The organism is Rugamonas violacea, assembly GCF_016461825.1.
Taxonomy (GTDB): domain Bacteria; phylum Pseudomonadota; class Gammaproteobacteria; order Burkholderiales; family Burkholderiaceae_D; genus Rugamonas.
In genome coordinates, this window is the sequence record NZ_JAEMNU010000140.1 from 8,846 (window position 1) to 33,529 (window position 24,684).

Sequence of the window (24,684 nt, forward strand, 5' to 3'; positions counted from 1 at the left end):
CCAGATCTTTCGATCTGGTCCCACTATTCTGGTGCGGCTGGCAGGAATTGAACCCACGACCCCTTGGTTCGTAGCCAAGTACTCTATCCAGCTGAGCTACAGCCGCTTAAGCAACATTATAACGCATTTATTTAATTTTGCAAAATTCGATTTTTTCAATCGTTTCGCTGGAAAATCGACGAATCGACCAAACCAACCATCTCGCAAAACGCCATGAACCACGTTTATTTGCATCTCCCGGCAGGCTTGCCTTCCGAAAGAAGCAGGATTATAGGGAGGATCGCCGCCCCTGTCCAGCGCAATTTCACGCTAATTTTGGCAAGGATGGACGGCCCGGGAGCCGGCCGGCGCAACAATCGCCGGCGCCGCCTCAGTCCAGGCCGAACTCGGCCGCCGCCTTGGCCGCCCACAGCGCCTCGTTGCGCGAGGCGTAGGGCACGTCATAGCTGTCGACCTGGCCATCGGCGCCGACGAAGTGGGTCCACCAGCCCTGCCGGTCGGCGACGATGGCAATGTCGCCCGGATGGCAATGGGCGGCCAACTCCTCGCCGGCGTCCAGCATGACGATGTTGACTTTGCGGTGCTTGACTACGGTGACCATCTTTCTCGCTCTCCAAATACGCTGCGCGGCCGGCGCCGCAAGATTGGCAAGCTTACACCTTTCCCTCCGTCCGCCGCAGGGATTGTTGTGCGGATGTGACTGCATTCATGCTAGTGATTTCTCTCATCACGAATGGAAATTGGGAATATTTTTCGCAGCGCAGCATAATTCATCTGTCTCCTCTATCTCCTCCAAGGAAATAGATTTAACCCGCTCCCGTAGCGGGTTTTTTTTGCCCGCGCGCGCCGCCGCGCGGCGCCGCAGCAAATTCCAACAGGAAACGCCCCCTTCCGCTGCCGGCTTGCGGCCGGGCAGTTGGTGTAGCATGGGTCGAGCTCCATGTTTCTCCGCGCCACGCCCTGCCGGACGGACGGACTGATCCAACGCGCGGAGCGGTCTGCGGTGCAGTGTAAAATTGCAACAAAGCGCTACAATGCCGGCCAACAGCCAGCCACTTTCCCATTGCCGGCCCGCCCGCAAGCTCGACCACGGTGTTTACAAGCAGATTACAAGCAGATGACGTACCTTCTCCAGTTCCGCCCCGCCGTTCCCTGCGCCGCCCGGCATTGCCCGGCCGCGCGCCGGGCGGGAGCGCGCGGATGAGCAGCCGCGACCGCCACACCACCTTGCTGGTGCCCGGCGAGGCCGCCGGCACGCCCTTGCAACGGGCCGAACAGGATGCCCGCGCGGCGCGCGAGGCGCTGCGCCTGTCCGAGGAACGGATGCGCAACATGCTCGAAAGCATCACCGACGGCTTCGCCGTCATCGAGCGCGACTGGCGCCTCGGTTACCTCAACGCCCAGGCCGAGGAAATTTTGCGCCCGCCCGGCGCGGCGCCGCTGGAACTGTCCGGCCAGACCCTGTGGCAGGCCTTCCCGGCGCTGTGCGGCACGGTGCTGGAGGCGCAGTTCCGCCAGGCGCTGGAGCGGCGCCACCGCGCCGCCTTCGAGCTGTACTACGCGCCGCGCAAGCGCTGGCTGGAAGTGCGCGCCTATCCGTCGGCCGAGGGCCTGACCGCCACCCTGCAGGACATCACCCAGCGCAAGCTCGACGAGCGCGCCCTGCGCGACAGCGCCGAACGGCTGCAGGTGGCGCTGGCCGCCGGCAAGCTGGGCGACTGGCTGTGGGAGGCCGCCAGCGACCTGGTCACGCTGGGGCAGCGCGCCGCCGACATCTTCGATCTGCCGGCCGACCAGCCGCTGGCCTGGCCGCAGTTGCGCGCGCGCCTGCTCGAGGCCGACCGCGAGCCGTCCCGGCGCGCCTTCTTCGACGCCTTCGCCAGCCGCAGCGACTGCGACATCGAATGCCGCATCGAACGCGGCGACGGCCAGCGGCGCTGGCTCTCGGTGATCGGCCACGCCAACTTCGGCGACGACGGCATCCTGCTCGGCATGACCGGCATGGTGCAGGACATCAGCGCGCGCAAGGCCGCCGACGACAGCCTGCGCCAGCGCGAGGAGGAGCTGCGCGCGCTGGCCAACTCGATCCCGCAACTGGCCTGGATCGCCCGCTTCGACGGCACCGTGGCCTGGTACAACGAGCGCTGGTACGCCTACACCGGCACCACGCCCGAGCAGGTGCTGGGCGACGGCTGGCAGGACGTCTACGAGCCGTCCTGCCTGGCGCCGATGCGCCAGCGCTGGCAGCAGTCGCTGCGCAGCGGCGCGCCGTTCGAGATGGAGGTGCCGATCCGTGGCGCCGACGGCCACTACCGCTGGTTCCTGACCCGCGCCAACCCGGTGCGCGACAGCACCGGCCAGCTGCTGCGCTGGTTCGGCACCAGCACCGACGTCGACCAGGTCAAGCGCGTGCAGGAGGCGCTGCGCGACGAGAGCAACGTGCTCGAACTGCTCAACAGCACCGGCAACGCGCTGGCCTCGACGCGCGACCTGCGCCCGCTGCTGCAGGAGGTCACCGACGCGGCGACGCGCATCAGCGGGGCGCGCTTCGGCGCCTTCTTCTACCACGGCGCCGACAGCGGCGGCGCGGCGCGCCAGTTGCACACCCTGTCGGGGCGGCCGCCGGCCGGCTTCGCGGCGGCCTGCCAGGAGCGCGACAGCGCCCTGTTCGGCCCCGGCCTGCGCGGCGAAGGCACGGTGCGCAGCGACGACCTGCTGCGCGACGCCCGCTACGAGCGCTGCGCCGCCGCGCTGGCCGGCCCGGGCGAGACGGCCACGCGCAGCTATCTGGCGGTGCCGGTGCTGTCGCGCGCCGGCGGCGTGGTCGGCAGCATGGTCTTCGGCCACCCCGAACCGGGCATGTTCGGCGAGCGCAGCGAGCGCATTTTGGGCGGCATCGCCGCCCAGGCCGGCGTGGCGATCGACAACGCCCGCCTGTACGAGGCGGCCCAGCAGGCCGCCGAGGAACGCCGCGAGCTGCTCGACAGCGAACGCGGCGCGCGCGCCGAGGTCGAGCGCACCAGCCAGTTGAAGGACGAGTTCCTGGCCACCCTGTCGCACGAGCTGCGCACGCCGCTGACGGCGATCCTCGGCTGGGCCCAGGTGCTGCGCCGGGGCAGCCGCGACCAGGCCGACCTGCACCGCGGCCTGCAAACCATCGAGCGCAACGCCCGCGCCCAGGCCCAGTTGATCGAGGATTTGCTCGACATGAGCCGCATCACCTCCGGCAAGGTGCTGCTCGACATGCGGCCGCTGTCGCCGCTGGGCGTGCTGGAGGCGGCCATCGAGACGGTGCGGCCGACCGCCGACGCCAAGGGCATCAGCATCGGCCAGCGCTTCGCGCCGCGGGTCGGGCTGGTGATGGCCGACCCCAACCGGCTGCAGCAGATCCTCTGGAACCTGCTGTCGAACGCGCTCAAGTTCACGCCGCGCGACGGCGCCGTCCACATCGCCATGGGCGAGGCCGACGGCCAGGTCGAGATCACCGTGGCCGACAGCGGCATCGGCATCGCCGCCGCCTTCCTGCCGCACGTCTTCGAGCGCTTCCGCCAGGCCGACTCGTCGACCACGCGCCAGCACGGCGGCCTGGGCCTGGGCCTGTCGATCGTCAAGCACCTGGCCGAGCAGCACGGCGGCACGGTGGCCGCCGCCAGCGCCGGCGCCGGCCGTGGCGCCAGCTTCACGCTGCGCCTGCCGCTGGCGGCGCGGCACGCCGGCGCGGCCCGCGCGCCGCGCCCGCCACCGACGGCGGCGCCCGATCCGGCCGCCACCGCGCTGGCCGACCTGGCCGGCCTGCGCGTGTTGGTGGTCGACGACGAGGCCGACGCCCGCCTGCTGATCCAGCGCATCCTGAGCGACTGCAACGCCCGCGTGCGCACCGCCGCCAGCGCCGCCGAAGCGCTGGCCCTGCTGCGCAGCGCGCCCTGCGACCTGCTGGTCAGCGACATCGGCATGCCCGACGTCGACGGCCACGCCCTGCTCGAGCAGGTGCGCGCGCTCGGCCCGGCCGGCGCCACCCTGCCGGCCATCGCGCTGAGCGCCTTCGCCCGCTCGGAGGACCGCATCAAGGCGCTGCAGAGCGGCTTCCGCGCCCACCTGACCAAGCCGGTCGAGCCGGCCGCATTGATCGCGGCGGTGGCGGGGGTGCGTCCCGCTTGAAAACCGGGAAAAAGTTTACTAGCCTATAATCAATGTCGGGAGGAAAGTTCCTGTTAGTACCATCGACACCGCGGGGGACGGGGACGAAATTGCCACAGAGGAAATATAAAGTCCTACCGGCACGCGCGGCGCTGTCCTACAAGCAACGTAATTCATTTTTGCTACACTCCAAAGGCAAAAACCGGGTACAATTAATTTCCACATGGAAATAATTAATTCCGGTGGGCCATACGTGCGCCGCCCTCAAAGCTTGCGCATTATTATTTAAGTACACTCCGGCCACGGCCGGGGATCATCTACAGAGCACCGACCGAGAACATTATGCCCAGCCGAGACGACATCCTTCACGCTAAGATCCTGGTGGTCGATGATTGCGCCGACAATGTCGACCTGATGCTGGAAATACTGCGCGACGCCGGCTACACCGACGTCACCTCGACCATGCGGCCCGACCAGGTCTGCCCGCTGCACCGCCAGCATTGCTACGACCTGATCCTGCTCGACCTGCAAATGCCCGAGCTGAACGGTTTCCAGGTGATGAAGGGCTTGAAGGAAATCGAACAGGGCGGCTACCTGCCGGTGCTGGCGCTGACCGCCCAACCGAGCTTCAAGATCGCCGCCCTCGAAGCCGGCGCGCGCGACTTCATCAGCAAGCCCTTCGACCTGCTCGAAGTGCACAAGCGCATCCACAACATGCTTGAGGTGCGCCTGTTGTACAAGGAGCTGGCGCAGTACAGCAAGCAGCAGCAGGAGTTGGCGCTGCACGATCCGCTGACCGGCCTGCCCAACCGCCGCCTGCTCGAAGACCGCATCGCCAACACGCTGCAGCACGCCCGGCGCAAGCAGAACAAGGCCGCCGTCATGTATCTGGACCTGGACGGTTTCAAGACCATCAACGACACCCACGGCCACGCCTACGGCGACGAGATCCTCAAGCAGGTGGCGCAACGCCTGGCCAACTCCTCGCGCAAGGAAGACACCGTGGCCCGCGTCGGCGGCGACGAATTCATCATCGTCATGGGCGACCTGGCCTGCCTGGGCGACGCCCAGGAGCCGGCCGCCAAGCTGATCGACGTGGTGTCCGAGCCCTATCTGGTCAACGGCCTGCTGTTGAATTTATCCACCAGCATCGGCATCGGCATCTTCCCCGACGACGCCGACAGCGTCGACGCGCTGATCGCGGTGGCCGACAGCGCGCTGTACTGCGCCAAGCGCAGCGGCAAGAACCGCTGCTGCGTGGCGCCCGTCGCCGCGCCGCAGAACGCCACCGCGAGCACCCTCGGCATGGCCCCGACGCCGGCCTGAGGCCTGCCGCCCCGGCCATCGGCGGCGGCCTCGCGCCCCCGCCTCCCCCATCCACTTATCCCGGCACACGCGCCGGCTCAGCGGCCGTCGCGCCCCGCCGCATCCTTCACGCCGGCCGCCGTGCACTGCTCGACCTTGCCGGCGTTCTGGTGGTCGCCCTGCGCGTCGACCATGTCCGGCGCCACCTCGATGCGGGTGATGCCGGCGTCCACCGACAAGGGGTCGCTGGCCGGGAAGGTCATCTCGACCGCCTCGTCGAGCAAAGTCTCCCTGGCCAACTCGCCGCTGCCGGGCCGCTCGCACTCGGCCAAGGTGGTGATGGCGCGCGCCCATTTGACGTAATCCAGCTCGGCCAGCTCGCGCACGGTGGTGACGTTGAAGGCCTTGGCCAAGGCCTTGGCGTCGGCGGCGCTGACGCCGCGCAGCGCGCTGACCGGCGCGGCGGCCAGCTCGCGGAAGTTCTTGCCGAGATAAGCTTGGTCCACAACGGTGTCGAGATTCATGGCAGTTCCTTTCGATGGTTGAAGCGATCACTATCGCAGCGCCGCCGCCGTCCGACTGTGCGCGAACGAACACTGGGCCGCCATGCCGGCCCGCACCGTGCCCGGCGGTGCGCCACAAGTCGCAAACCTCAGGTATGATCGGCCATCGCAAGCGGCCGATTCACCCACACAGAGAGCAGCAAGAGACCACCATGTCCGTTCCGGCACACCCCACCCAACCCGCAGCGGCGCCGCCGCCAACGGCGGCCCAGCGCGCGGCCGATCTGAGCGAATTGCTCGGCCATGTCCACAACAGCTGGGACGACGAGCGCCGCTCGCTGTCCCGCCAATTGCACGACAGCCTGGGCTCCTCGCTGACCGCGCTGACCATGCATCTGGGCCTGCTGACGCAGAAGATGCCGGCCGAGCCGGCGCTGCTCGAACGCGCGGCGCACATGAAGCAGCTGCTGCTCAACATTATCGACACCAACCGGCAAATGCAGCTGCGCCTGTGGAACGACAAGCTGGAATTTCTCGGCGTGCGCGTCGCGCTGGCCGAGCTGGTGGCGCAGTTCGGCCAGCAGCAGCAGGTCGCCGCCCGCTGCAGCCTGCCGGAGGAGGAGTTCGACTGCACCCGGCACCACGGCGTGGTGCTGCTGCGCGCGCTGGAGGAGGCGCTCAACAACATCATCGCGCATGCCCAGGCCAGCGAGGTGGAGGTGGTGGTCGACGACAACGAGGACGCCGTCATGCTGACGGTGCGCGACAACGGCGTCGGCCTGTCCGACGCGGCCGATCCCACCAACGGCAAGTTCGGCCTGCGTCTGGTGCGCGAACGCGCGCTGTATCTGGGCGGCAGCCTGACCTTGGGCGCGGCGCCGCAGCGCGGCGCCGTGCTCACCGTGATCCTGCCCAAGACGCCGGCCGCCGGCGCCGCCTAGGCCCGCCCGGGCCGGCGCGGCGGCCTGGCGCCGTTCAATGCAGCTTGACCAGCGGCGTGCTGCGCTTGATGAGAAAGCGCGCCAGCGCCAGCAGCACCGTGCGGCGCCCGCCCAGCACGGCGCGGTGGTGCAGCAGATGCAGGCTGACATACATCAGCCGCGCCGCCAGGCCGTCGACGAACCAGCTCAGCCCCTTCAACGATCCCATCAAACTCCCCACCGAACTGCCCTGGCCGAACGACACCAGCGAGCCGTAGTCGCGATAGCGGTATGGCTGGTCCGGCGCCGCCTTGCCCCGGCCCAGCTGCAGCAGGGCGCGCAGCAGATAGTCGGCCTGCTGGTGGGCGGCCTGGGCGCGCGGCGGCACCGGCTTGCCGTCGACGCCGAGACAGGCGGCGCAGTCGCCCAACGCGAAGATATGCGGAAAACCGCGCACCGCCAGCGTCGCCTCGACCTCGATCTGGCCGCCGCGCGCGGTCGGCAGACCCAGTGTGGCCAGCCAGTCCGGCGCCTTGATGCCGGCCGCCCAGACGACGATGTCGGCCGGGTAGACGCCGCCGTCGGCCACCGTGACGCCGGCCGCGTCGATGGCGGCGACGCGGGTGTCGGCGGCCACCATGATGGCGCGTTCGTGCAGCAGCGCCAGCGCGGCCGCCGCCACCTTCTCCGGCAACGGCGCGAGAATGCGCGGCGCGCCCTCCAGCAGGGTGATGCGCACGTCGCGCAGCGCTTGCAGGCGGCGGAAGCCGTAGGTGGCGTACACGCCGCTGGCCTCGCGCAGCTCGGCGGCCAGTTCGACCCCGGTGGCGCCGCCGCCGATGATGACGATGCCGATGCCGGCGTCGGGCCGGCTGTCCTTGCTTAGCTCGGCCCGGGCCAGCAGCTTGAGCAGCGTCAGGCGGAAGCGCTCGGCGTCCTCGGTGGCGTTGAGCGAGATGGTGTGCTCGGCGGCGCCGGGCACGCCGAAGTAATTGGACACGCTGCCGACGGCCAGCACCAGCCGTTCGAAGCCGATGCGCCGCTCCGGCAGCAGCACTTCAGCGTCGTCGCCGACGCCGTCGCGGATGGCGCCGACGCTCAGCTGGCAGGCGCCGGCGTCGAGCGCCGTCATCGGCCCGTAGACATAGGTGAAGCCGTTGTCATGCGCCAGCATCTGGTAGGACAGGCCCTCCTGATGGACGTCCAGGGTGCCGGCCGCCACCTCGTGCAGCGAAGGCTTCCAGATGTGATAAAGGCGCGAGTCGACCAGCAGCACGCGCTGCGGACCGAGCTTGCGCCCCAATTTGCAGGCCAGTTCCAGGCCGCCCGCACCGCCGCCGACAATCACGATTTCGCTGTGCAAACAAGCTCCTCTTCGCGCCGTTCAGGCTTACACCGAACCGCCGGGCGGCGGCCGGTGGCCGGACTTAGTCCTTGTTGTGCCCCTTGCCGTGGCCCTTGCCATGCTCGTCGCCGTCGCCATGACCATGACCCTGGTTGCCGTGCTCCTCGCGACGTTCCTCGCGGCGCTCGTCACGACCGTGGCCACGGTCGTCGTGGCCATGCTGGGCGCGGTAGCGCGGCGCGTAGTCGTTGGTGTACCAGCGGTCCTGCACGAAGTAGACCTGCTGGCCGCAGGCGTTATAGGCGCGGCAGTGCTTCGACCAATGCTTGGCGTGGCCGGGCGGCACGCGCAGGTAGATCGGCGCGCTTTCCACATAGCGCACCGGCCGCTGGACGATCACCGGTTGGGCGTACAGCACCTGCGGGCGCGGATAGTCGCCGATGTCGATGCGGCCGTAGAAGCCCGGCTGGCCAACGCTGATCGACACGCCGACATCCTGCGCGTGGGCGGCCGTGCCGCTGGCCAGCAAGGCGGCGGCGAGGACGATTGATTTGATGCTCTTCATGATGTGCTTTCTTTTGTGTTTGTTCCGGCAAGCCCGGCGCCAGAGCGAACAACACTGCTGACCACGGCTTCAAATCATTCTATTCCACAATAGAAATTTCCTCCGTGCGCCAGCGAACATTACTGCCACAAGCGCGCCAGCGGCAACACCACGCCGGTGAACAGCGACAGATCCGGCGAGGCCCGGTTCAGGCCGCGCGCCAGGCCGAAGTCGAAGGTCAGCCGCTTGCTCGGACTGTAGCTGGCCGCCAGCAGCAACTGGGCGGTGCTGGCGGCGCCGCCGCGGCGCGTGCCCGACCATTCGGCGGCGGCGCCCCAGCGCTCGCTCAAGGGCAGCGAGAACGCGGCCGACAGCCCGCTCTGCGTGCGCCCGCTGCCCTCCTCGACGGCGCCGAGCCGGAGCAGGTTGAAGTTGGCGTCCATGTGCACCTTGCCCAGGTCGCGGCTGAAGATGCCGTTGACACTGTAGTCGGCGCGGCCGCTACCGATGCTGTCGCGCGCCGTCGGCGCCTTGGCGCCCAGCTCCAGGCCGAAGGCGGTGGCGCTGTCGACCAGGAAGGCGCGCTTGAGCACGAAAGCGGTGTCGCCGACGCCCTGGACGCGGGCGCCGTCGTCGTCGCGGGCGCGGACCCAGGCCTCGCCGCCCAACACCACGCCCCACTCCTCGCTGAAACCGAGCTTGAAGGCGAACGGCAGGCTGTTGCGGCGCTGGCCGTCGCTCTTGCTGCTCAGCCCGCCGAGCTCCAGCTCCAACTGGCCCGGCGCCGGCAGTTGCGCCGGACTGGAGACGGAGGGACGATAGGGCGTCACCGGCGGCGCGTCCTCGGCGTGGACGGACTGGGACAACAGGGTGGCGCCCAGGATGAGCGCGGAGGTGGTGCTGTGCATGGATGTCCTTTCGACGGTCGCTGTCGATTTATCATACGCCGGGTGCCGCTCGGGGTGCTGGCAACCCCAGGTACAGGGACCGGGGTCGGACCCGGCGGGGTCCGACCCCGGCTTGTGCCGTTGGGTGTGGCTGGAGTCTAGCTTTTGCCCAGCTCCGCGTCGAGCTGCTTGATGGCGGCCTGCGCCTGGGCGATGACGCGGTCGGCCACGCGCTGGCGCATGCCCTGCACGCGCCCGGCCGCCTCGGCCTCCAGCATGATCGGCGTCAGCAGATGCAGCGCCGAGCCGTGGAAGCCGTCGGCCACCAGGTCGAGCTGGGCGTGGAAGGCGATCTCCGCCTGGTGGAATTGCAGCCGCAGCTCCTGCTCGAAGGCCGCGCGCTTGTCGCGGATCTCCGAGCGTTTGCGCTTGCCGCCGTCGGCGAACCACTTGAACACGCCGGCCAGCAGCACCGCGCCGCCGACGAAGGGCGCCACCGGCGCCACCACCGGCAGGATCACCGCCGCGCCGAACAGATAGGCGGCGGTGCCGGTGCCGGCCGCCGCCACTGCGCCGCCCATCAAGGTGACGTTGGCCGCCGTGTCGGCGCTGTTGGCCAGCCGCGTGCCGATGCGCAGGCGCGGCATCAGCCGGGCCAGCGCCGTGTGGTGCTGCCGCTGGAACACCGAGGACTGGCTCAGCCGCATGGCCTGCTGGAACAGGTGCAGGTCCTGCTCCAGCAGATGCAGCGCCTCCTCCTTGCGGCGCACCACGCGGTCGAGCCGGCGCTCCATCTCCTGGCCGAACTGGTTGCGGCCGATGCTGCTCCACACCTCCTCGTCCTGCCACTTGTCGGTGTTGAGCCGGTCGGTGATGGCCAGCTCGATGGCGTTGCCGGCGTCGTGCACGGCGTCGTCGATCTCCTGCACCAGCATGCTGCGCTCGTAGGCGATGCGCGCGTCGATCAGGGTCAGGCGCTGCTGCACCTGCTGCTTGAGCTCCTGCGCCGCGCTGATCACGCTGGCGGCGCTGGCCTCGCCCACCTGCAGCATCTGCGCCTGCTCCTGGTAGGCGCCGATGGCGCCGGCGATGGTCTGGATCGCGCCGTGCACCTGCTCGCGCAGCTGCAACTGGTCGATCTGGCCGGACTGGAACTGGCGCGCCTGTTCCATCAGGGCCGGCTGGCCGGTGCTGCGGCCGAAGTCGGCCACCACGTCGGCCAGCGTGCGGCCCTTGACCAGCTTGCGCGCCTGCTCGCCCAGATTGGCCAGCAGGCCGCGCTCGTCGGCGGCCGGCAGCGCGCCCAGGCCGTCGGGCGGCCTGACGCCCAGCGCCTTGGCCAGCCGTTGCGCCAGGGCGCGCGCGGCGGCGCCGTGCAGCGCCAGCAGCGGCAGTGTCATATTGAAGGCGGAATCGCGCGCCGCCTGCTCGACCCCGGCGCAGCTGCGGCTGAGCGCATTGAGCGCCCAGTCGACGCCGACACCCGATTCGATCGTGTTGAGCACCAGCGCGGTGAACACGGCGGAAGCCTTGCCCTCGCCGGCGATCTCGGTGACGGCGGCGAATTGCGCCAGGGTGAGTGCGCCGTCCGAGGCGGCGATGGCGCCGACCGCGCGCGCGTACGCCGAGCTGAAACTCTGGTCGGACGACAGATGCTCGTCCAGCGAGCGCACATGCACATTGTGCTCGTGCTGCGGGACCGGGGGATTGCCGTTATTGCTGTTCACAACTGCTCCAGTTCTTAACGATTGCCCTAGGCGCATTCTAACTGAAGCAAGGCAAGACCTGCCGTACTGCTTGTACGAAAAACACTATCGACTTGCAAGAAACCATCGCTGAAACCATGCGTCGTTGTTGCTTTACAACAACTACGGCGCGGCGCGGCTCACTGCGCCGCCTCGGTCGACAGGATCAAGGTCTCCTTGATCTCCTCCATCACCACATAACTCTTCGACTGCGCCGCGCCGGGCAGTTGCAGCAGCATGTCGCCGAGCAGCTTGCGGTACTCGGCCATTTCGTGGATGCGCGCCTTGATCAGGTAATCGAAATCGCCCGACACCAGGTGGCATTCCTGCACCTCCGGAATGCGCAGCACCTCGCGGCGGAACTGCTCGAACACCGAGGCCGACTTTTGCTGCAGCGTGATCTCGACGAACACCAGCAACTTGGCGCCCAGCGCCGGCGGGTCGACGCGGGCGTGGTAGCCGGTGATGACGCCGTCGCGCTCCATGCGCTTGACGCGCTCGATGGCCGGCGTGATCGACAGGCCGACCTGCTCGCTCAGGTCCTTCATCGAAATGCGGCCGTCGGCCTGCAGGATGCGCAGGATCTTGCGGTCGAGCTTGTCCAGGCTGCGGACGGATTCCTTTTGAATTCGCATGAATTTCCACTAAATATTGCTGCTTATACGGTAACAAACACTGGCTGAATGAACATATCATAGTGCTTTATCTGGTACAAGTCTAAATAATCAAGGGGCAGGAAATGCGCGTAGTCATTCTCGGTAGCGGTGTCATCGGCGTCACCAGCGCCTACTATCTGGCCCTGGCCGGCCACGACGTGACCGTGCTCGACCGCCAGCCCGGCCCCGCGCTGGAAACCAGCTTCGCCAACGCCGGCCAGATCTCGCCCGGCTACGCCTCGCCCTGGGCCGCCCCCGGCATCCCGCTGAAGGCCGTCAAATGGATGATGCAGCGCCACGCGCCGCTGTCGATCAGCCCGGACGGCACCCTGTTCCAGTTGCAATGGATGTGGCAGATGCTGCGCAACTGCACGCCCGAGCGCTACGCCGTCAACAAGGAACGCATGGTGCGCCTGGCCGAATACAGCCGCGACTGCTTCAAGACCCTGCGCGCCGCCACCGGCATCGAGTACGAAGGCCGCCAGCAAGGCACCACCCAGTTGTTCCGCAGCCAGAAGCAGCTCGACGACGCCGCCAAGGACATCCAGGTGCTGCAGGACACCGGCGTGCCCTTCGAGCTGCTCAACCGCGAGCAGTTGGTCGGCGCCGAGCCCGGCCTGGCCAAGTCGAAGGACCGCCTGGTCGGCGGCCTGCGCCTGCCCAACGACGAAACCGGCGACTGCCAATTGTTCACCACCCGCCTGAGCGCCATGGCCGTCGCGCTCGGCGTCAAGTTCCGCTACAACGTCGACGTCCAAGGCCTGGCCGTGGCCGGCGGCGAGATCGACGGCGTGCAGTGCGGCGCCGAGCTGGTGCGGGCCGACTCCTACGTCGTCGCGCTGGGCGCCTACTCGACCCAGTTGCTGAAGAAGCTGGTCGACATCCCGGTCTACCCGCTGAAGGGCTACTCGATCACCGTGCCCATCGTCGACGCCGGCGCCGCGCCCACCTCGACCATCCTCGACGAGAGCTACAAGATCGCCGTGACCCGCTTCGACGACCGCATCCGCGTCGGCGGCATGGCCGAGATCGCCGGCTTCGACACCCGCCTCAACCCGCGCCGCCGCGAAACCCTGGAGATGGTGGTCAACGACCTGTTCCCCGGCGCCGGCGACACCGCCTCGGCCACCTTCTGGACCGGCCTGCGGCCGATGACGCCGGACGGCACGCCGGTGGTCGGCCGCACCGGCCTGCGCAACCTGTTCGTCAACACCGGCCACGGCACGCTGGGCTGGACCATGTCCTGCGGCTCGGCCCAGCTGCTGTCGGACATCATCTCGGCGCGCCGCCCGGCGATTTTGTCGGCCGACCTGTCGGTGGCCCGCTACAGCAGCGACGGCGCGCAGCGCCGGCCCGAGCTGGCCAACGCCTGAGCGGCGGCCGCACCGTCCAGTCAAGGCGCCGGCGGCCATAGACACCACCCACAGGCAAAGAGCCGGGGTCGGACCCCGCGGGTCCGACCCCCGCCCNNNCCCCCCCCCCCGGCCCCGCGCCCTTGGGTTTTCCCGAACCGAACGACATCCCTCCCCCGGCCCGCGGACGCGCGTCGGGGGCGCGCGCCGTCGGGGCCGCTCTATTCCGGCCACAAAGCGCAGCATTCCGCATCATTGGTTTGAGATTCGGCCGGCGCCTGACGTATAATTTTATACATGAATAAACTCGAAGCATTCGGCCATATAGCGGCCCTCGCCATCCGTGGCGAACTGGTCTTCCCCACCAGCGTCAACGCCGCGCTGCGCGTGCAATTGGCGCTGGACGACCCCGACTGCCCGATCGACAAGGCGATCGGCCTGGTGCTGGCCGAGCCGCTGCTGGCGGCGCGCACCGTCGCCATCGCCAACTCGGCGATGTTCAACCGCGCCGGCGCGCCGGCCATCACCAACGTGCGCGGCGCCATCATGCGCATCGGCTACCAGAACCTGTTCGCGCTGGCCGCCGCCATGGTGGTGCGCCAGTTCGGCAGCAAGATCGTCGACCCCGGCGTGCGCGCCAAGGCCGAGCAGCTGTGGGACCACACCATCCACGTCGCCGCGCTGGCCCGCATCATCGCCCGCCAGGTCACCAACATCAATCCGGACACGGCGCTGTTCGCCGCCATCGTCCACGAGGTCGGCGGCTTCTACCTGCTGTCGCGCGCCGACGAGTTCCCCGGCCTGCTGGAAGAGGACCCGGAGAACTGGCAGCCGGCCAGCGAGGAGATCATCCTGCGCGAGGTGATGGCCAAGCTGTGCATTCCGGACGAGGTGGCCCAGGCCATCGAGGGCCTGCGCGACAGCTTCCTGTCGATCCCGCCCGACAACCTGCTCGACACCCTGCTGCTGGCCAACCACCTGGCGCCGATCGTCTCGCCGCTGGTGGCGGCGCCGCGCGAAGTGCCGCCCCACTCCGACTCGGTGATCGACTTGTTCATCGACCAGGAAACGCTGACGGCCATGCTGGCCGAATCGGAGATCGACGCCGCCGCGATGAGCGCGGCGCTGCTGGTCTAGCATGCAGGCGGCCCCGCTGTCCTACGGTTCCGACCAATCCGGCCTGGTCTGCGGCTATCTGTTCGGCCGTGGCGGCCAGGGCCTGGCCATCGAGGCCGACGAGGCGCGCGCCTGGCTGGCCGGGCGCGACGACCATCCCGGCGAGTTCATCTGGCTGCACTTCAACCTGGCCAACACCGCCAGCGAGAAGTGGTTGCACGAGCACACCCGCCTGCCCGAGGAGTTCCACGACAGCCTGCACGAGGGGCCGCGCTCGACCCGCATCGAGCAGGCCGACAACACCCTGATCGCCGTCGTCAACGACGTGCTGCACGACTTCTCCTTCGAGCCGTCGGACATCTCCACGCTGTGGCTCAGCGTCGACCGGCAAGTGGTCATCAGCGCGCGGCGCAAGCCGCTCAGGGCCATCGACGGCCTGCGCAAGGCGGTGCGCAACGGCGAGAACCTGCGCTCCTCGGTCGAGCTGCTGATCCACCTGCTGCGCGACCAGGCCGACGGCCTGCTGAAGATCGTCCGCGCCGCCATCGCCCGCGTCGACGACATCGAAGACCATCTGCTGGCCGGCAAACTCAACACCAAGCGCGCCTCGCTGGGCGAGCTGCGCCGCGTGCTGGTGCGCCTGCAGCGCCTGCTGGCGCCCGAGCCGGCGGCGCTGTTCCGCCTGCTGCAGCGGCCGCCCGCCTGGGTCGCCGAGCTCGACGCGCAGGAGCTGCGCGAATCCACCGAGGAGTTCTCGATGGTGCTGGCCGACATGGCCTCGCTGCAGGAGCGCATCAAGCTGATCCAGGAAGAGATCGCCGCCCTGGTCAACGAGGGCAACAACCGCAGCCTGTTCGTGCTGACCATCGTCACCGTGCTGGCCCTGCCGATCAACATCATCGCCGGCCTGCTCGGCATGAACGTCGGCGGCATCCCGCTGGCGCAGGACGGCGACGGCTTCTGGATCATCGTCGCCATCGTCGCCAGCTTCACGCTGGCGGCCGGCTGGCTGGCCTTCCGCCGCCAGCGCGACCTGATCTGATTCCCTTCCCTTTTTCCTTGCAAGCATGACCATGATGAAAAGTAGTTCGAATAGCGGCCTGGTGTACTCCAACGAAGTGGGCCGCACCTGTCCCGATTGCCGCCAGGCGCTGGCCGCCTGCGCCTGCAAGGGCCAGGCCAAGGCCGCGCCGCCGGGCGACGGCAAGGTGCGCGTCTCGCGCGAGACCAAGGGGCGCGGCGGCAAGTGCGTCACCCTGGTCAAGGGCTTGGCGCTCGACGCGGCGGCGCTGGCCGCGCTGGGCAAGCAGCTGCGCGCCGCCTGCGGCAGCGGCGGCACGGTCAAGGACGGCGTCATCGAGGTGCAGGGCGACCATTGCGACACGCTGATGGCCGCGCTCGTCAAACTCGGCCACGGCCCGAAGCGGGTGGGCGCCTAGTACGGGCAAGCATGAAGCCCTCGCCCAAGCCCGCCCCTCCTTGCCGCCGGACGCGCCCGATAGCCGGACCACAATCAATGCGCCGTCTTCCCGCCCTGCTCCTCGCGCTGGCGCTCGCCCACTCGCCGGGGCGGGCGCAGACCGCCGCCGCCGCGCCGCCGTTCGCCGACAAGCCGCTGGCCGCCGCGCATCTGCGTGTCGACAGCCCCGCCCAGTTCGTCAAGTGGGCCGGCAAGCCGCTCAAGCTGAACGACGAGCCCGGCCAGGTGTTTGAAAAGACCCGGCTCGGCACGGTGAGCTTCGGCCCGAACCTGAAAGTGCATGTCGACGCCATCCGCAACACGGTGCATTTCCCCTCCACCTACCAACTGGTCGACGCCGCCTCCGGCGCCCTGCTGGGCAGCTACGACGTGTTCGACCTGGACGACGCCGAATGGTACTTCGCCGGCAACGGCGCGGCGTATTTGAACCAGACCCATCTCTCGCTGTGCGGCCAGCGCTACACCCGCAAGATCGCGCAGAAGGGCAAGGCGCTGGCCGAGACGGTGCAGCCTTTGAACTACATCGGCGTCGACTCCGCCGTCGAGAAGGCCACCGCGCTGTACGAGTCGCCGAGCAGCCGCGTGGTGGTCGCCACCGTCGCGGCCGGCAGCACGGTGCACGTCATCGGCCTGCTGCCGGGCACATCGGCGCAGGCGCGCGACAAGCTGGCCCTGCTGGTCAAGACCCCGTTCGGCCTGACCGGCTGGCACCGGCTGGACTATGGCAAGGACGAGGCCGGCCTCGCCATCTACCAGTGCAACTAGGCCGCCCGGGGCGGAACACGATCGGTTAAACGCGCCGCATGAAAAATTTCGAACACCGGCGCGACCGGTTTGATCTGTTCGCCGGTTTCGACAATCCGCGCATCAACCTGAGCTTGGCGCTGACGCTGCCCGACTTCCGCCCGTTACACCTGCCTGCCGTGGCTGGAGCTGACGGCCATCGAACATCCGCTGTACCGCCACCACGAGGCCGACATCCCGCTGATCGCCTGGGGCAAGTTCAGCGCGCCGGCCGGCGCCACGCTGACGCTGCCATTTTCCATCCAGGCCCACCACGGTTTCCTCGACGGCTACCACGTCCACCAGTTGACGAAAAAACCGGCCACGCGCATCGCCGAACTGATCGCCTGAGCTGCGGCACGGCTGAGGCCGTGTCCGATTGTCGGCACTGACCCCGGTGGCGCGGTGGCGCGCTGGCGGCTTGCCCGCCTGTCGATGAATGTTGAAATAAATACATTTTGATTGCCTTCCTTGCAATCGAATGCTATTCTCGCGCCTTCGATTCAAACCCGCCTCCTGCTCCGCAAGCACGCAGGGCGTATCAACCGATCCGCCCGCCGCATATGCGGCGGATAGAGGCATAGAATATTTGGAGCATCCATGCGCATCAACACCATCAAATTGGCCATCGCCGGCTTCGCGGCACTCAGCACCTTCTCGGCGCAAGCGACCGAACTGGTCAAAAACGGCGGCTTCGAACAGGTCAGCGGCATCGGCCAGTTCAACAACAACGTCAGCGTCAGCGATTGGACTTCGAATGGCTACAACTTCGTCTTCGCCGCCGGTTCGGCCGACACCACCGGCTCCGTCGGTTCCTACGGCGCGCTGACTCTGTGGGGCGCCAACAACGGCGGCAACAACCCGCTGGCCACCAGCCACAACGGCGGCAATTTCATCGCCGCCGACGGCGCCTTCGAGGTGTCGCCCATCAAGCAGACCATCAACGGCCTGGTCGCCGGCCAAAAATACACCGTCAACTTTGAATGGGCGGCCGCGCAGCAGTCCGGCTTTGACGGCGCCACCACCGAACAATGGATCGTCAACTTGGGCGACAACGCCGCCACCCAACAGTCGACCTCGGTCTACCAGAATCCAAGCCACAGTTCGAGCGGCTGGATGAAGGAAAGCATGACCTTCACCGCCGCGGGCGCCAGCCAGGTGCTGTCCTTCCTGGCCGTCGGCACGCCGGAAGGCAAACCACCGTTCTCGCTGCTCGACGGCGTTTCGATGACCTCGGCCGTGCCGGAGCCCGGCTCGTGGGCGATGCTGTTCGCCGGTCTGGGCCTGGTTGGCCTGATGGCGCGCCGCCGCCAAGGCAAAGCGGCCTAATCAAGCTCGCGCAAGATTTACCGCGAACCGGACAGGGGCAACCCTAGCCGGTTTTGTCGTTTAAACGGATGCACCCGACATGAACTCACTCCACAGCCTCTTCGCCCATTTGCCCGCCATCGCCCTCAGCGTGTTTCGCCTGAGCGTGTGGCTGATCCTGTTGACGGTGATCTTCGTGCCGCTGGAGCGCTGGCTGGCCGTGCGGCCCGGCCGCCCCGCCCGCGCCGACTTGCTCGGCGACCTGGCCTACTACTTTCTCAGCAGCCTGCTGCCGGCCATGTTGCTCAGTGTGCCGCTGTCGCTGCTCGCGCTGGCGGCGCAGCAGCTGGTCCCCGCCGCCGTTCCGGCCACTCTGGGCGCCCTGCCGCTGGCGGCCCGCCTGGCGCTGGCCTTCGTGGTCGGCGAAATCGGTTTTTACTGGGGCCATCGCCTGAGCCATGAAATTGCCTGGTTGTGGCGCTTCCATGCCATCCACCACAGCCCCGAGCAGATGTACTTTCTCGTCAACACGCGCTCCCATCCGGTGGACTCGGTGGTCACGCGCCTGTTCGGCATGGTGCCGCTTTACCTGCTGGGCCTGGCCGGCCCGAGTGCCGGCGGCAGCGTCGCGCCGGCGGCCTTGATCGTGCTGGGCACGCTCTGGGGTTTCTTCATCCACGCCAATTTGCGCCTGCGCTTTGGCGTGCTGGAATGGTTGATCGCCTCGCCCGGCTTCCACCACTGGCACCACAGCCGCCACGAGTTCATCAACCACAACTATGCGTCCATGCTGCCCTTGTGCGACAAACTGTTCGGCACCCTGCATTTGCCGGCCACCTGGCCCGCCGCCTACGGCAGCGACACGCCCTTGCCAAGCAGCTTCGCCCGGCAATTGATCGATCCATTGCGCTTGTCGGCAAAACCGCCGACGACGCCGGCGCAGGAGCCATAACGCACGGCTGCGGCGGCGCGCCCCTCAGATTAATAAACATTTTCGTTTACTTATATTGCCGAGCTCGGTATATTGCCATTCATGCACACTTGAATGGCCCCCATGAAATCATCCCTGCTCATCACCGCCGCCTGCCTGTTGGCGCTGCTGTCGACCATCGGCGCGGCGCTGCCCTACCCCATCCTGCCGCCGCTGTTCGCCGCCGGCGTCAGCAACGGGCTGAACCATTTCCTCGGGCTGCCGCCCAAGCTGCTGTTCGGCCTGGCGCTGACCATCAACCCGCTCGGCCTGCTGATCGGCTCGGCCCTGCTCGGCCCGCTGTCGGACCGCTACGGCCGCCGCCCCGTGCTGCTGGTCACCGCCCTCGGCGCCGCGCTGGGCCACGCCCTGACCGCTTGGGCGCTGGTGCTCGAATCGTATCCGCTGTTCATCCTCGCCCGCTTCGCCACCGGCCTCATGGAAGGCAACGGCTCGGTGGCGCGCGCGCTGCTGGCCGACCGCCTGCAGGGCGACCTGCGCCTGCGCGCCCTGTCCTGGCTGAACGGCGCGTTCTACATGGGCTGGCTGGCCGGTCCGCTGCTGGCCGGCGTCACGCTGGCCTGGGGCGTGACGACGCCGTTCTGGGTCGCCACGGTGGCGCTGACGGTGACGGCGGCGCTGGTCGCCGTGGCCCTGCCGCGCGAGGCGCCCAACGGCGCCAGCAGCTCCTGGTGGCAGGTGGCGCGCAACGGCCACGCGCTGAACCTGCTGCGCCACGCCGAGCTGCGCCAGTTCTTCGTCGTGCAACTGGCCTACACCTGCGGCGTCACCGCCTTCTACGAGTTCTATCCGCTGTGGCTGGTGGAGGTGCCCGGCTACGGCGCCGGCGGCATCGCCTGGACCACCGCCGCCATGTGCGCCGTGATGATCGCCACCACGCTGTTCGCCGGCCGGCCCAGCCAGCGCGATCCGCTGCGCCGCGCCTGCCTGTACGCCGCCGGCACGGCGGCGGCCGTCGCCGTGCTGGCGATGGGCAACGCCTGGGTCGGCATGGCCGCCATCGTCCTGTTCGGCATCCCGCAGGCCTTCTACATGGCCATCGTGCCGAACTGGTGCGCCGAGCGCTTCGGCAGCCACGGCCAAGGCGCGGTGATGGGCCTGATCTCCACCACCTTCTGCCTGGCCAACATCCTGATGGCGCTGGCCGGCGCCGTGCTGACCTTGATCGACACCCGCCTGATCCTGCTGCTCGGCGCCGCGCTGACGGCCTGGTCGGCCTGGCGCATCCACACCTGGCGCAGCGAGATGGAAGCCAGCGCCAGCCCGCACGCGGTGCAATCGTGAGCACCGCCGAACAGGTGCTGTACCTGCTCAAGACGCGCGGCGCGCAGACCGCGCAGCAGTTGGCCGGCCTGCTCGAACTGACCTCGATGGGCGCGCGCCGCCAGCTCGAAGCCTGGCAGGACAAGGGCCTGGTCGAGTTCGAGGAGACCGCCGACAAGGTGGGCCGCCCGGCGCGCCACTGGCGCCTGACCACGGCCGGCCACGCCCGCTTCCCCGACCGCCACGCCGACCTGACCTTGCAACTGATCGAGCAGGTGCGCGGCCTGTTCGGCGCCGCCGGCCTGGAGCAGTTGATCGCCGCGCGCGAAGTCGACAGCGAGCGCCAGTACCGTGAACGGCTCGGCCCGGACACGAGCGACTGGCCGACGCGCGCGGCGGCGCTGGCCGAACTGCGCAGCGCCGAGGGCTACATGGCAGAGCTGACGGCGCAGGACGACGGCAGCCTGCTGCTGATCGAGAACCACTGCCCGATCTGCGCCGCCGCCACCAGTTGCCAGAGCTTCTGCCGCTCCGAACTGGACATCTTCCGCCGCGTGCTGGGCGAGGCCTGCGCGGTGGAGCGCGCCGAGCATTTGCTGGCCGGCGCGCGCCGCTGCGTCTACCGCATCACGCCGGTGCGCGGCTGAGGCGGCGCGGCGCCCCGTGCACCGGGGCAGACGCAAAAATGCCGGCACGTAAACTGCCAAAAAAAGGTGCGGTCCAAACTTTAGCGGAAAGTTCAAATCCTTCTTTTTCAATGTACGTCATCACAGCTATCTACGTTTATAACGAGATGCGTCTACGCTACCGTGCAATCACGCATATTCCAAAAATACAGAACAGTCTTACCGCCTTTATCACAGCACAATATCAAACAATTAGCGCAGTACTGCTAACACCGAATTTTTTATCAAAACAACATCTAATAACTGTATTTTTCTTGCGCATCTGGCAATGGAATTGCTACTCACATGTGGGAATTGGAGAGAATCATCCAATTTACAATGTTGTATACTGGAAACTATAAACCTATTCTTCTGGCGATGAAAATTCAATCCTTCAATTTTGAAATGTCTTTGACTGGCTATCAGCGATGGCTTCTTATGGCAATGCTGCTTTTTCTCGGCTCATGCTCCGTCAAAGTGGACCATCGATCAACCCCGACGCTTGCCATCAATGATGATGGCTCTAGTATTTTAGTCGCTTGGTCCAGCGACATAAATAGAACTGCGGCTCGCGAGATTAAAATTTCAAAAGAAAATCCTCCCGAGATCCGCACCATTACTCTCCCGAACTCCATCTTAAGCACGGCCTATGCGTACAACTCGAAGGACGTGCTTATCGCCACGCTTTCAAGTGAGCGAACCGGGAAACTGCTCCGGCGCAAACCAACTGGCGAGATAGAGACGCTCTTCGAACATCCCTTTCCAATCAGATTCGTTTTGGAGACCGAGAAAGATAAATTTGTGTTCTTGGCAGGAAAGGAAATTAGTGGAGGCGGAACATGGGTGCAACTCGAGAAACATCGCCTCACGCAATTGAACGAACAATTTTTCCGGCTGGCTACTAACATAAACATTATAGATGGGAACTATTTTCTGCTTGAGCCGGGAAAACGAGCACATTTAATTTCCATTCTCAGAAGCCCTCCAGAATCGGTTGCATCCATTATAAAAGACAATACCGGCGGCATTCATTGCACAAAAAGTCCTGACCTAGCATGCCTATTGGTAAACGAAAATATTGAACTTTCATATAGCAACTCAGAAATTGAATATCATTCAGCTTCCCATAATTGTAAACTACGACAGAAATGGCGAAATTTTCGTGGCGCTGCGCTTGCAAGAAATGGCCAAATAGCGGCCTTCTTAGCGGATATGGAAAACACGACCCACCTATTTATTCTATATCCGAAAAATCACTGCCAAATTATCAACATCAATTACCAGGAGTTTAAATAGTGCAATTTTCATATTCGGGAAATTACTGTGGCCCCGGCTGGACCGGTGGAAAATATGTTGCACCAGGTGAACAGGGAGATTACTCGGTAACGCCTACAGATGCGTTGGATGCACTTTGCCGCACCCATGACATTGAATATGGCAAAGCGGACCAAGCGAGAATTGCTGGGCAAGACGGCGAATATTGGAGGTTCATCAATGAATCCGATCAAGCACTTATCCATGGAGCAACCCAGTTAGCAAACGAACTCCGCAACAAAATGCTCTCTTCACCCTGGGGATCTTCAGAGTTTGACCAGTCAATGAAACACCTTTCAAGAACTGGTACCATATTAGATACATTCCTGTTAAAGAAAAAATTCGTTGACGAGCCCGGACGAGTGAAGGCGCCTCCAACTGCGGAAGAGCAACGTGCCATTGATAAATTCCTGTACGATAATGGACTCACTGGCCCCACGGTTGGGCCGAGAGATTATAAAGATCTTCCAAGTATACGCGACTCTTTGCAAAAGGCGTTAGAACAACTTAAATTAGCAGAGGCATCCGCCGGAGGGTCGCCATTAATTCTTGATCTAGATAACGATGGAGTTGAAACGCTTGGCATAAATGCAGGCATCCACTTTGATGTCAATGCAAATGGATTTGCGGAGTCAACCGGATGGGTGGCACCAGATGATGGTTTATTAGTATTAGATCGTGATGGAAATGGCATAATAGACAACGGCCGAGAGCTATTCGGTAACCATACACAAGAATCAAAAGACGTTATAGCACAAAATGGATTTTTGGCACTGCTCACACTTGATACCTCGCATGACTATCAGATTGATCAGAACGACAGTCAATTCAACCAACTACGGGTCTGGCGCGATCTGAACTCCGATGGCAAATCGACATCCAATGAACTATTTAGACTTGATGCTCTTGGAATTAATTCCATCAATTTACATTATACTCAGTCAACTACTGTCGATGTAAATAACAACGAACATCGGCAAATTGGATCTTTCGCACAAGCCGATGGCGGCATCTCCACAATCATTGATGTATGGTTTCAATCAGACACGTTTTTGAGTCGCACCCGCCCATACATTAATATAGATCCTGCGATCGTGTCGTTACCAGATTTACCGGGCGCTGGTAATCTTGTAGGTTTGCTCGAAGCGATCACCTTGGATTCCTCGGGCGTTTTACGATTACTCGTTGAGCAATACGTCTCGAGTCCTAATATCGCGACTGCAAAGGAACGGTTTGCAGAGATCCTTCTACGTTGGACAGGTGCCGACGATATTCCCGCAGGGACGACAATTGGGGGAATAGATGCCCGAAAATTGTATGTTATCGAGCAAATCACTGGGGAAAACTATTACGACATTAGCGGCAGTGCTGCACCTTTAGGTCGTGCCATCCCTATTCTTCATCAAGCTTACGCAGCAATTTTTGACAGTCTTTTTGGATCATTCGCTGCTCAGACGCAGTATAAAGAAGCATACGAAAAAGTCTATTATGAGTGGAATTCGCAGACGGCTGCAGTTCAACTGAACGTTTCTGTTTTGGTCGACTATCTGCAGCAAAAATTTTCCAACGATGAAAAGAATGCTATTCAATTTATTAACGAACTCGGCAAGAACATGAAAGCCAACAGTGCTTTCACGCAACAAATATTGGATCTAATGCATGCGGTGAGTGGTCCAGATTCCCATGGATTTCTCTTCGCGGTAGCTTCCATGGGATATGACCATAGCCTTATCGGCGACGTTAACGCACGCCGTTATACACAAGTCCGGACCGTCGCGCGCTTGGCCGAAAAAGCCGTTTACATTCAATGAGTTGCGGCAGCCCTTGTAAACTTGGCCGTTTTCGCGTTTACTCTCGTCTTTTGGATGAACCAATTGGCGACCGCATCGACGCACTGGGCAGCAACGGAGTTTGAACAGCTGGACTTGGGTGATGCGCGCCTGAACAAGCGAGCGAGAATACTGATGGAACGATTTGCGGCCGATCCGATGGCGAGCATCCCGAAGGCCAGTCTGGGCTGGAGCGAGACGGTGGCGGCGTATCGCTTCTTCGACAACGACAGCGTCGACTGGCGCACGCTGATGGAGCCGCACTGGCAACAGACGCAGCAGCGCATGGCGGCTCACCCCGTGATCCTGTGCCTGGAAGACACGACAGAACTGGACTTCAACGGCCAGGAGACCAAGGGACTGGGGCCACTGAGCTACGAGGCCCAACGGGGCATGTACGTGCATCCAACCTACGCCGTGACGCCCGAGCGCGCGCCGCTGGGCGTATTGAACGCGTGGATGTGGGCACGCACCTTGAAAGATGAGGCGGGTCAGCGCGGCGGCCCGAAGGAAAGCCTGCGCTGGATCGAGGGCTACGAGC

24 protein-coding genes and 1 tRNA gene are annotated in these 24,684 nt (G+C 65.3%); 16 read left to right on the forward strand and 9 right to left on the reverse strand.

Translation table 11 applies throughout. The features are described from left to right. Window positions 1–29: 29 nt before the first annotated feature. From H7U20_RS26610 to H7U20_RS26620, 3 genes are all read right to left on the reverse strand, one after another. Window positions 30–106: transfer RNA gene (locus tag H7U20_RS26610), tRNA-Arg, on the reverse strand. A gap of 264 nt (window positions 107–370) precedes the next feature. Next, on the reverse strand, window positions 371–601 hold the full coding sequence (locus H7U20_RS26615) for a hypothetical protein (protein WP_199762164.1): 231 nt from the start codon (window positions 599–601) through the stop codon (window positions 371–373). 126 nt (window positions 602–727) lie between these two features. Beyond that, window positions 728–928 carry a hypothetical protein gene (locus H7U20_RS26620; RefSeq protein WP_199762165.1) on the reverse strand — a complete coding sequence of 67 codons (201 nt, stop codon included), beginning with the start codon at window positions 926–928 and terminating at the stop codon, window positions 728–730. Window positions 929–1,200: 272 nt separating this feature from the next. On the opposite strand from H7U20_RS26620, the gene H7U20_RS26625 reads away from it, so the two are divergent. Further along, a complete protein-coding gene (locus H7U20_RS26625) occupies window positions 1,201–4,158 on the forward strand; it encodes a PAS domain S-box protein (protein ID WP_233411121.1) in 2,958 nt (985 codons plus the stop codon). 321 nt (window positions 4,159–4,479) lie between these two features. Then, entirely contained in the window at window positions 4,480–5,463 is a 984-nt protein-coding gene (locus tag H7U20_RS26630; protein WP_199762166.1) for a diguanylate cyclase domain-containing protein, read from the forward strand. Window positions 5,464–5,540: 77 nt separating this feature from the next. Here the strand turns inward: H7U20_RS26630 and H7U20_RS26635 are convergent, their stop codons facing one another. Beyond that, window positions 5,541–5,966 (reverse strand): hypothetical protein, encoded by a 426-nt coding sequence (locus H7U20_RS26635; RefSeq protein ID WP_199762167.1) that lies wholly within the window; start codon window positions 5,964–5,966, stop codon window positions 5,541–5,543. Between the two features lie 191 nt (window positions 5,967–6,157). Here H7U20_RS26635 and H7U20_RS26640 point away from each other — a divergent pair, with 191 nt between their 5' ends. Continuing rightward, on the forward strand, window positions 6,158–6,886 hold the full coding sequence (locus H7U20_RS26640; protein WP_199762168.1) for a sensor histidine kinase: 729 nt from the start codon (window positions 6,158–6,160) through the stop codon (window positions 6,884–6,886). Window positions 6,887–6,920: 34 nt separating this feature from the next. Here the strand turns inward: H7U20_RS26640 and H7U20_RS26645 are convergent, their stop codons facing one another. The 5 genes from H7U20_RS26645 to H7U20_RS26665 form a co-directional block, all read right to left on the reverse strand. Then, window positions 6,921–8,228, reverse strand: a complete 1,308-nt coding sequence (locus tag H7U20_RS26645) for an NAD(P)/FAD-dependent oxidoreductase (protein WP_199762169.1) — start codon at window positions 8,226–8,228, stop codon at window positions 6,921–6,923. A gap of 64 nt (window positions 8,229–8,292) precedes the next feature. Further along, window positions 8,293–8,775, reverse strand: a complete 483-nt coding sequence (locus tag H7U20_RS26650; RefSeq protein ID WP_233411122.1) for a hypothetical protein — start codon at window positions 8,773–8,775, stop codon at window positions 8,293–8,295. A 119-nt stretch (window positions 8,776–8,894) separates the two neighbouring features. Beyond that, window positions 8,895–9,662, reverse strand: coding sequence for a transporter family protein (locus H7U20_RS26655; protein WP_199762170.1), 768 nt, complete (start codon window positions 9,660–9,662; stop codon window positions 8,895–8,897). 137 nt (window positions 9,663–9,799) lie between these two features. After that, window positions 9,800–11,368 carry a hypothetical protein gene (locus tag H7U20_RS26660; RefSeq protein WP_370593263.1) on the reverse strand — a complete coding sequence of 523 codons (1,569 nt, stop codon included), beginning with the start codon at window positions 11,366–11,368 and terminating at the stop codon, window positions 9,800–9,802. Window positions 11,369–11,526: 158 nt separating this feature from the next. Next, window positions 11,527–12,021: an Lrp/AsnC ligand binding domain-containing protein gene (locus tag H7U20_RS26665; RefSeq protein ID WP_199762171.1), complete on the reverse strand. Its 495-nt coding sequence runs from the start codon at window positions 12,019–12,021 to the stop codon at window positions 11,527–11,529. Between the two features lie 104 nt (window positions 12,022–12,125). Between H7U20_RS26665 and H7U20_RS26670 the strand changes: the two genes are divergently transcribed. The 13 genes from H7U20_RS26670 to H7U20_RS26730 all read left to right on the forward strand — a co-directional run. Next, window positions 12,126–13,415, forward strand: coding sequence for a D-amino acid dehydrogenase (locus H7U20_RS26670; protein ID WP_199762172.1), 1,290 nt, complete (start codon window positions 12,126–12,128; stop codon window positions 13,413–13,415). 276 nt (window positions 13,416–13,691) lie between these two features. Next, a complete protein-coding gene (locus tag H7U20_RS26675; protein ID WP_199762173.1) occupies window positions 13,692–14,531 on the forward strand; it encodes an HDOD domain-containing protein in 840 nt (279 codons plus the stop codon). A gap of 1 nt (window position 14,532) precedes the next feature. Beyond that, window positions 14,533–15,552 carry a transporter gene (locus tag H7U20_RS26680; protein WP_199762174.1) on the forward strand — a complete coding sequence of 340 codons (1,020 nt, stop codon included), beginning with the start codon at window positions 14,533–14,535 and terminating at the stop codon, window positions 15,550–15,552. A 34-nt stretch (window positions 15,553–15,586) separates the two neighbouring features. Next, window positions 15,587–15,949, forward strand: coding sequence for a translation initiation factor Sui1 (locus H7U20_RS26685; protein WP_199762187.1), 363 nt, complete (start codon window positions 15,587–15,589; stop codon window positions 15,947–15,949). 77 nt (window positions 15,950–16,026) lie between these two features. After that, window positions 16,027–16,755 carry a hypothetical protein gene (locus H7U20_RS26690; protein WP_199762175.1) on the forward strand — a complete coding sequence of 243 codons (729 nt, stop codon included), beginning with the start codon at window positions 16,027–16,029 and terminating at the stop codon, window positions 16,753–16,755. 189 nt (window positions 16,756–16,944) lie between these two features. Beyond that, window positions 16,945–17,124: a CatA-like O-acetyltransferase gene (locus H7U20_RS30570; RefSeq protein WP_233411124.1), complete on the forward strand. Its 180-nt coding sequence runs from the start codon at window positions 16,945–16,947 to the stop codon at window positions 17,122–17,124. 249 nt (window positions 17,125–17,373) lie between these two features. Continuing rightward, window positions 17,374–18,102, forward strand: coding sequence for a PEPxxWA-CTERM sorting domain-containing protein (locus tag H7U20_RS26700; RefSeq protein ID WP_199762176.1), 729 nt, complete (start codon window positions 17,374–17,376; stop codon window positions 18,100–18,102). Window positions 18,103–18,181: 79 nt separating this feature from the next. Beyond that, window positions 18,182–19,033: a sterol desaturase family protein gene (locus H7U20_RS26705; protein WP_199762177.1), complete on the forward strand. Its 852-nt coding sequence runs from the start codon at window positions 18,182–18,184 to the stop codon at window positions 19,031–19,033. Window positions 19,034–19,135: 102 nt separating this feature from the next. Further along, on the forward strand, window positions 19,136–20,356 hold the full coding sequence (locus tag H7U20_RS26710) for an MFS transporter (RefSeq protein WP_199762178.1): 1,221 nt from the start codon (window positions 19,136–19,138) through the stop codon (window positions 20,354–20,356). Continuing rightward, window positions 20,353–20,982 (forward strand): helix-turn-helix transcriptional regulator, encoded by a 630-nt coding sequence (locus H7U20_RS26715; RefSeq protein WP_199762179.1) that lies wholly within the window; start codon window positions 20,353–20,355, stop codon window positions 20,980–20,982. The genes H7U20_RS26710 and H7U20_RS26715 overlap by 4 nt, the downstream gene beginning before the upstream one ends. A 324-nt stretch (window positions 20,983–21,306) precedes the next feature. After that, window positions 21,307–22,296, forward strand: coding sequence for a hypothetical protein (locus H7U20_RS26720; RefSeq protein ID WP_199762180.1), 990 nt, complete (start codon window positions 21,307–21,309; stop codon window positions 22,294–22,296). After that, complete coding sequence (locus tag H7U20_RS26725; RefSeq protein WP_199762181.1) at window positions 22,296–24,125, forward strand: hypothetical protein; 1,830 nt, start codon at window positions 22,296–22,298, stop codon at window positions 24,123–24,125. The genes H7U20_RS26720 and H7U20_RS26725 overlap by 1 nt, the downstream gene beginning before the upstream one ends. A gap of 54 nt (window positions 24,126–24,179) precedes the next feature. Beyond that, window positions 24,180–24,684: IS4/Tn5 family transposase DNA-binding protein (locus H7U20_RS26730; protein WP_458351876.1), on the forward strand; the 505-nt coding region annotated here is incomplete at its 3' end.

What these genes read in the sequence shown, in the direction of transcription:
- H7U20_RS26615 (WP_199762164.1), bottom strand. Translation starts at nt 601, where the DNA reads ATGGTCACCGTAGTCAAGCACCGCAAAGTCAACATCGTCATGCTGGAC.
- H7U20_RS26620 (WP_199762165.1), bottom strand. Translation starts at nt 928, where the DNA reads ATGCTACACCAACTGCCCGGCCGCAAGCCGGCAGCGGAAGGGGGCGTT.
- H7U20_RS26625 (WP_233411121.1), top strand. Translation starts at nt 1,201, where the DNA reads ATGAGCAGCCGCGACCGCCACACCACCTTGCTGGTGCCCGGCGAGGCC.
- H7U20_RS26630 (WP_199762166.1), top strand. Translation starts at nt 4,480, where the DNA reads ATGCCCAGCCGAGACGACATCCTTCACGCTAAGATCCTGGTGGTCGAT.
- H7U20_RS26635 (WP_199762167.1), bottom strand. Translation starts at nt 5,966, where the DNA reads ATGAATCTCGACACCGTTGTGGACCAAGCTTATCTCGGCAAGAACTTC.
- H7U20_RS26640 (WP_199762168.1), top strand. Translation starts at nt 6,158, where the DNA reads ATGTCCGTTCCGGCACACCCCACCCAACCCGCAGCGGCGCCGCCGCCA.
- H7U20_RS26650 (WP_233411122.1), bottom strand. Translation starts at nt 8,775, where the DNA reads ATGAAGAGCATCAAATCAATCGTCCTCGCCGCCGCCTTGCTGGCCAGC.
- H7U20_RS26655 (WP_199762170.1), bottom strand. Translation starts at nt 9,662, where the DNA reads ATGCACAGCACCACCTCCGCGCTCATCCTGGGCGCCACCCTGTTGTCC.
- H7U20_RS26665 (WP_199762171.1), bottom strand. Translation starts at nt 12,021, where the DNA reads ATGCGAATTCAAAAGGAATCCGTCCGCAGCCTGGACAAGCTCGACCGC.
- H7U20_RS26670 (WP_199762172.1), top strand. Translation starts at nt 12,126, where the DNA reads ATGCGCGTAGTCATTCTCGGTAGCGGTGTCATCGGCGTCACCAGCGCC.
- H7U20_RS26675 (WP_199762173.1), top strand. Translation starts at nt 13,692, where the DNA reads ATGAATAAACTCGAAGCATTCGGCCATATAGCGGCCCTCGCCATCCGT.
- H7U20_RS26680 (WP_199762174.1), top strand. Translation starts at nt 14,533, where the DNA reads ATGCAGGCGGCCCCGCTGTCCTACGGTTCCGACCAATCCGGCCTGGTC.
- H7U20_RS26685 (WP_199762187.1), top strand. Translation starts at nt 15,587, where the DNA reads ATGAAAAGTAGTTCGAATAGCGGCCTGGTGTACTCCAACGAAGTGGGC.
- H7U20_RS26690 (WP_199762175.1), top strand. Translation starts at nt 16,027, where the DNA reads ATGCGCCGTCTTCCCGCCCTGCTCCTCGCGCTGGCGCTCGCCCACTCG.
- H7U20_RS26700 (WP_199762176.1), top strand. Translation starts at nt 17,374, where the DNA reads ATGCGCATCAACACCATCAAATTGGCCATCGCCGGCTTCGCGGCACTC.
- H7U20_RS26705 (WP_199762177.1), top strand. Translation starts at nt 18,182, where the DNA reads ATGAACTCACTCCACAGCCTCTTCGCCCATTTGCCCGCCATCGCCCTC.
- H7U20_RS26710 (WP_199762178.1), top strand. Translation starts at nt 19,136, where the DNA reads ATGAAATCATCCCTGCTCATCACCGCCGCCTGCCTGTTGGCGCTGCTG.
- H7U20_RS26720 (WP_199762180.1), top strand. Translation starts at nt 21,307, where the DNA reads ATGTGGGAATTGGAGAGAATCATCCAATTTACAATGTTGTATACTGGA.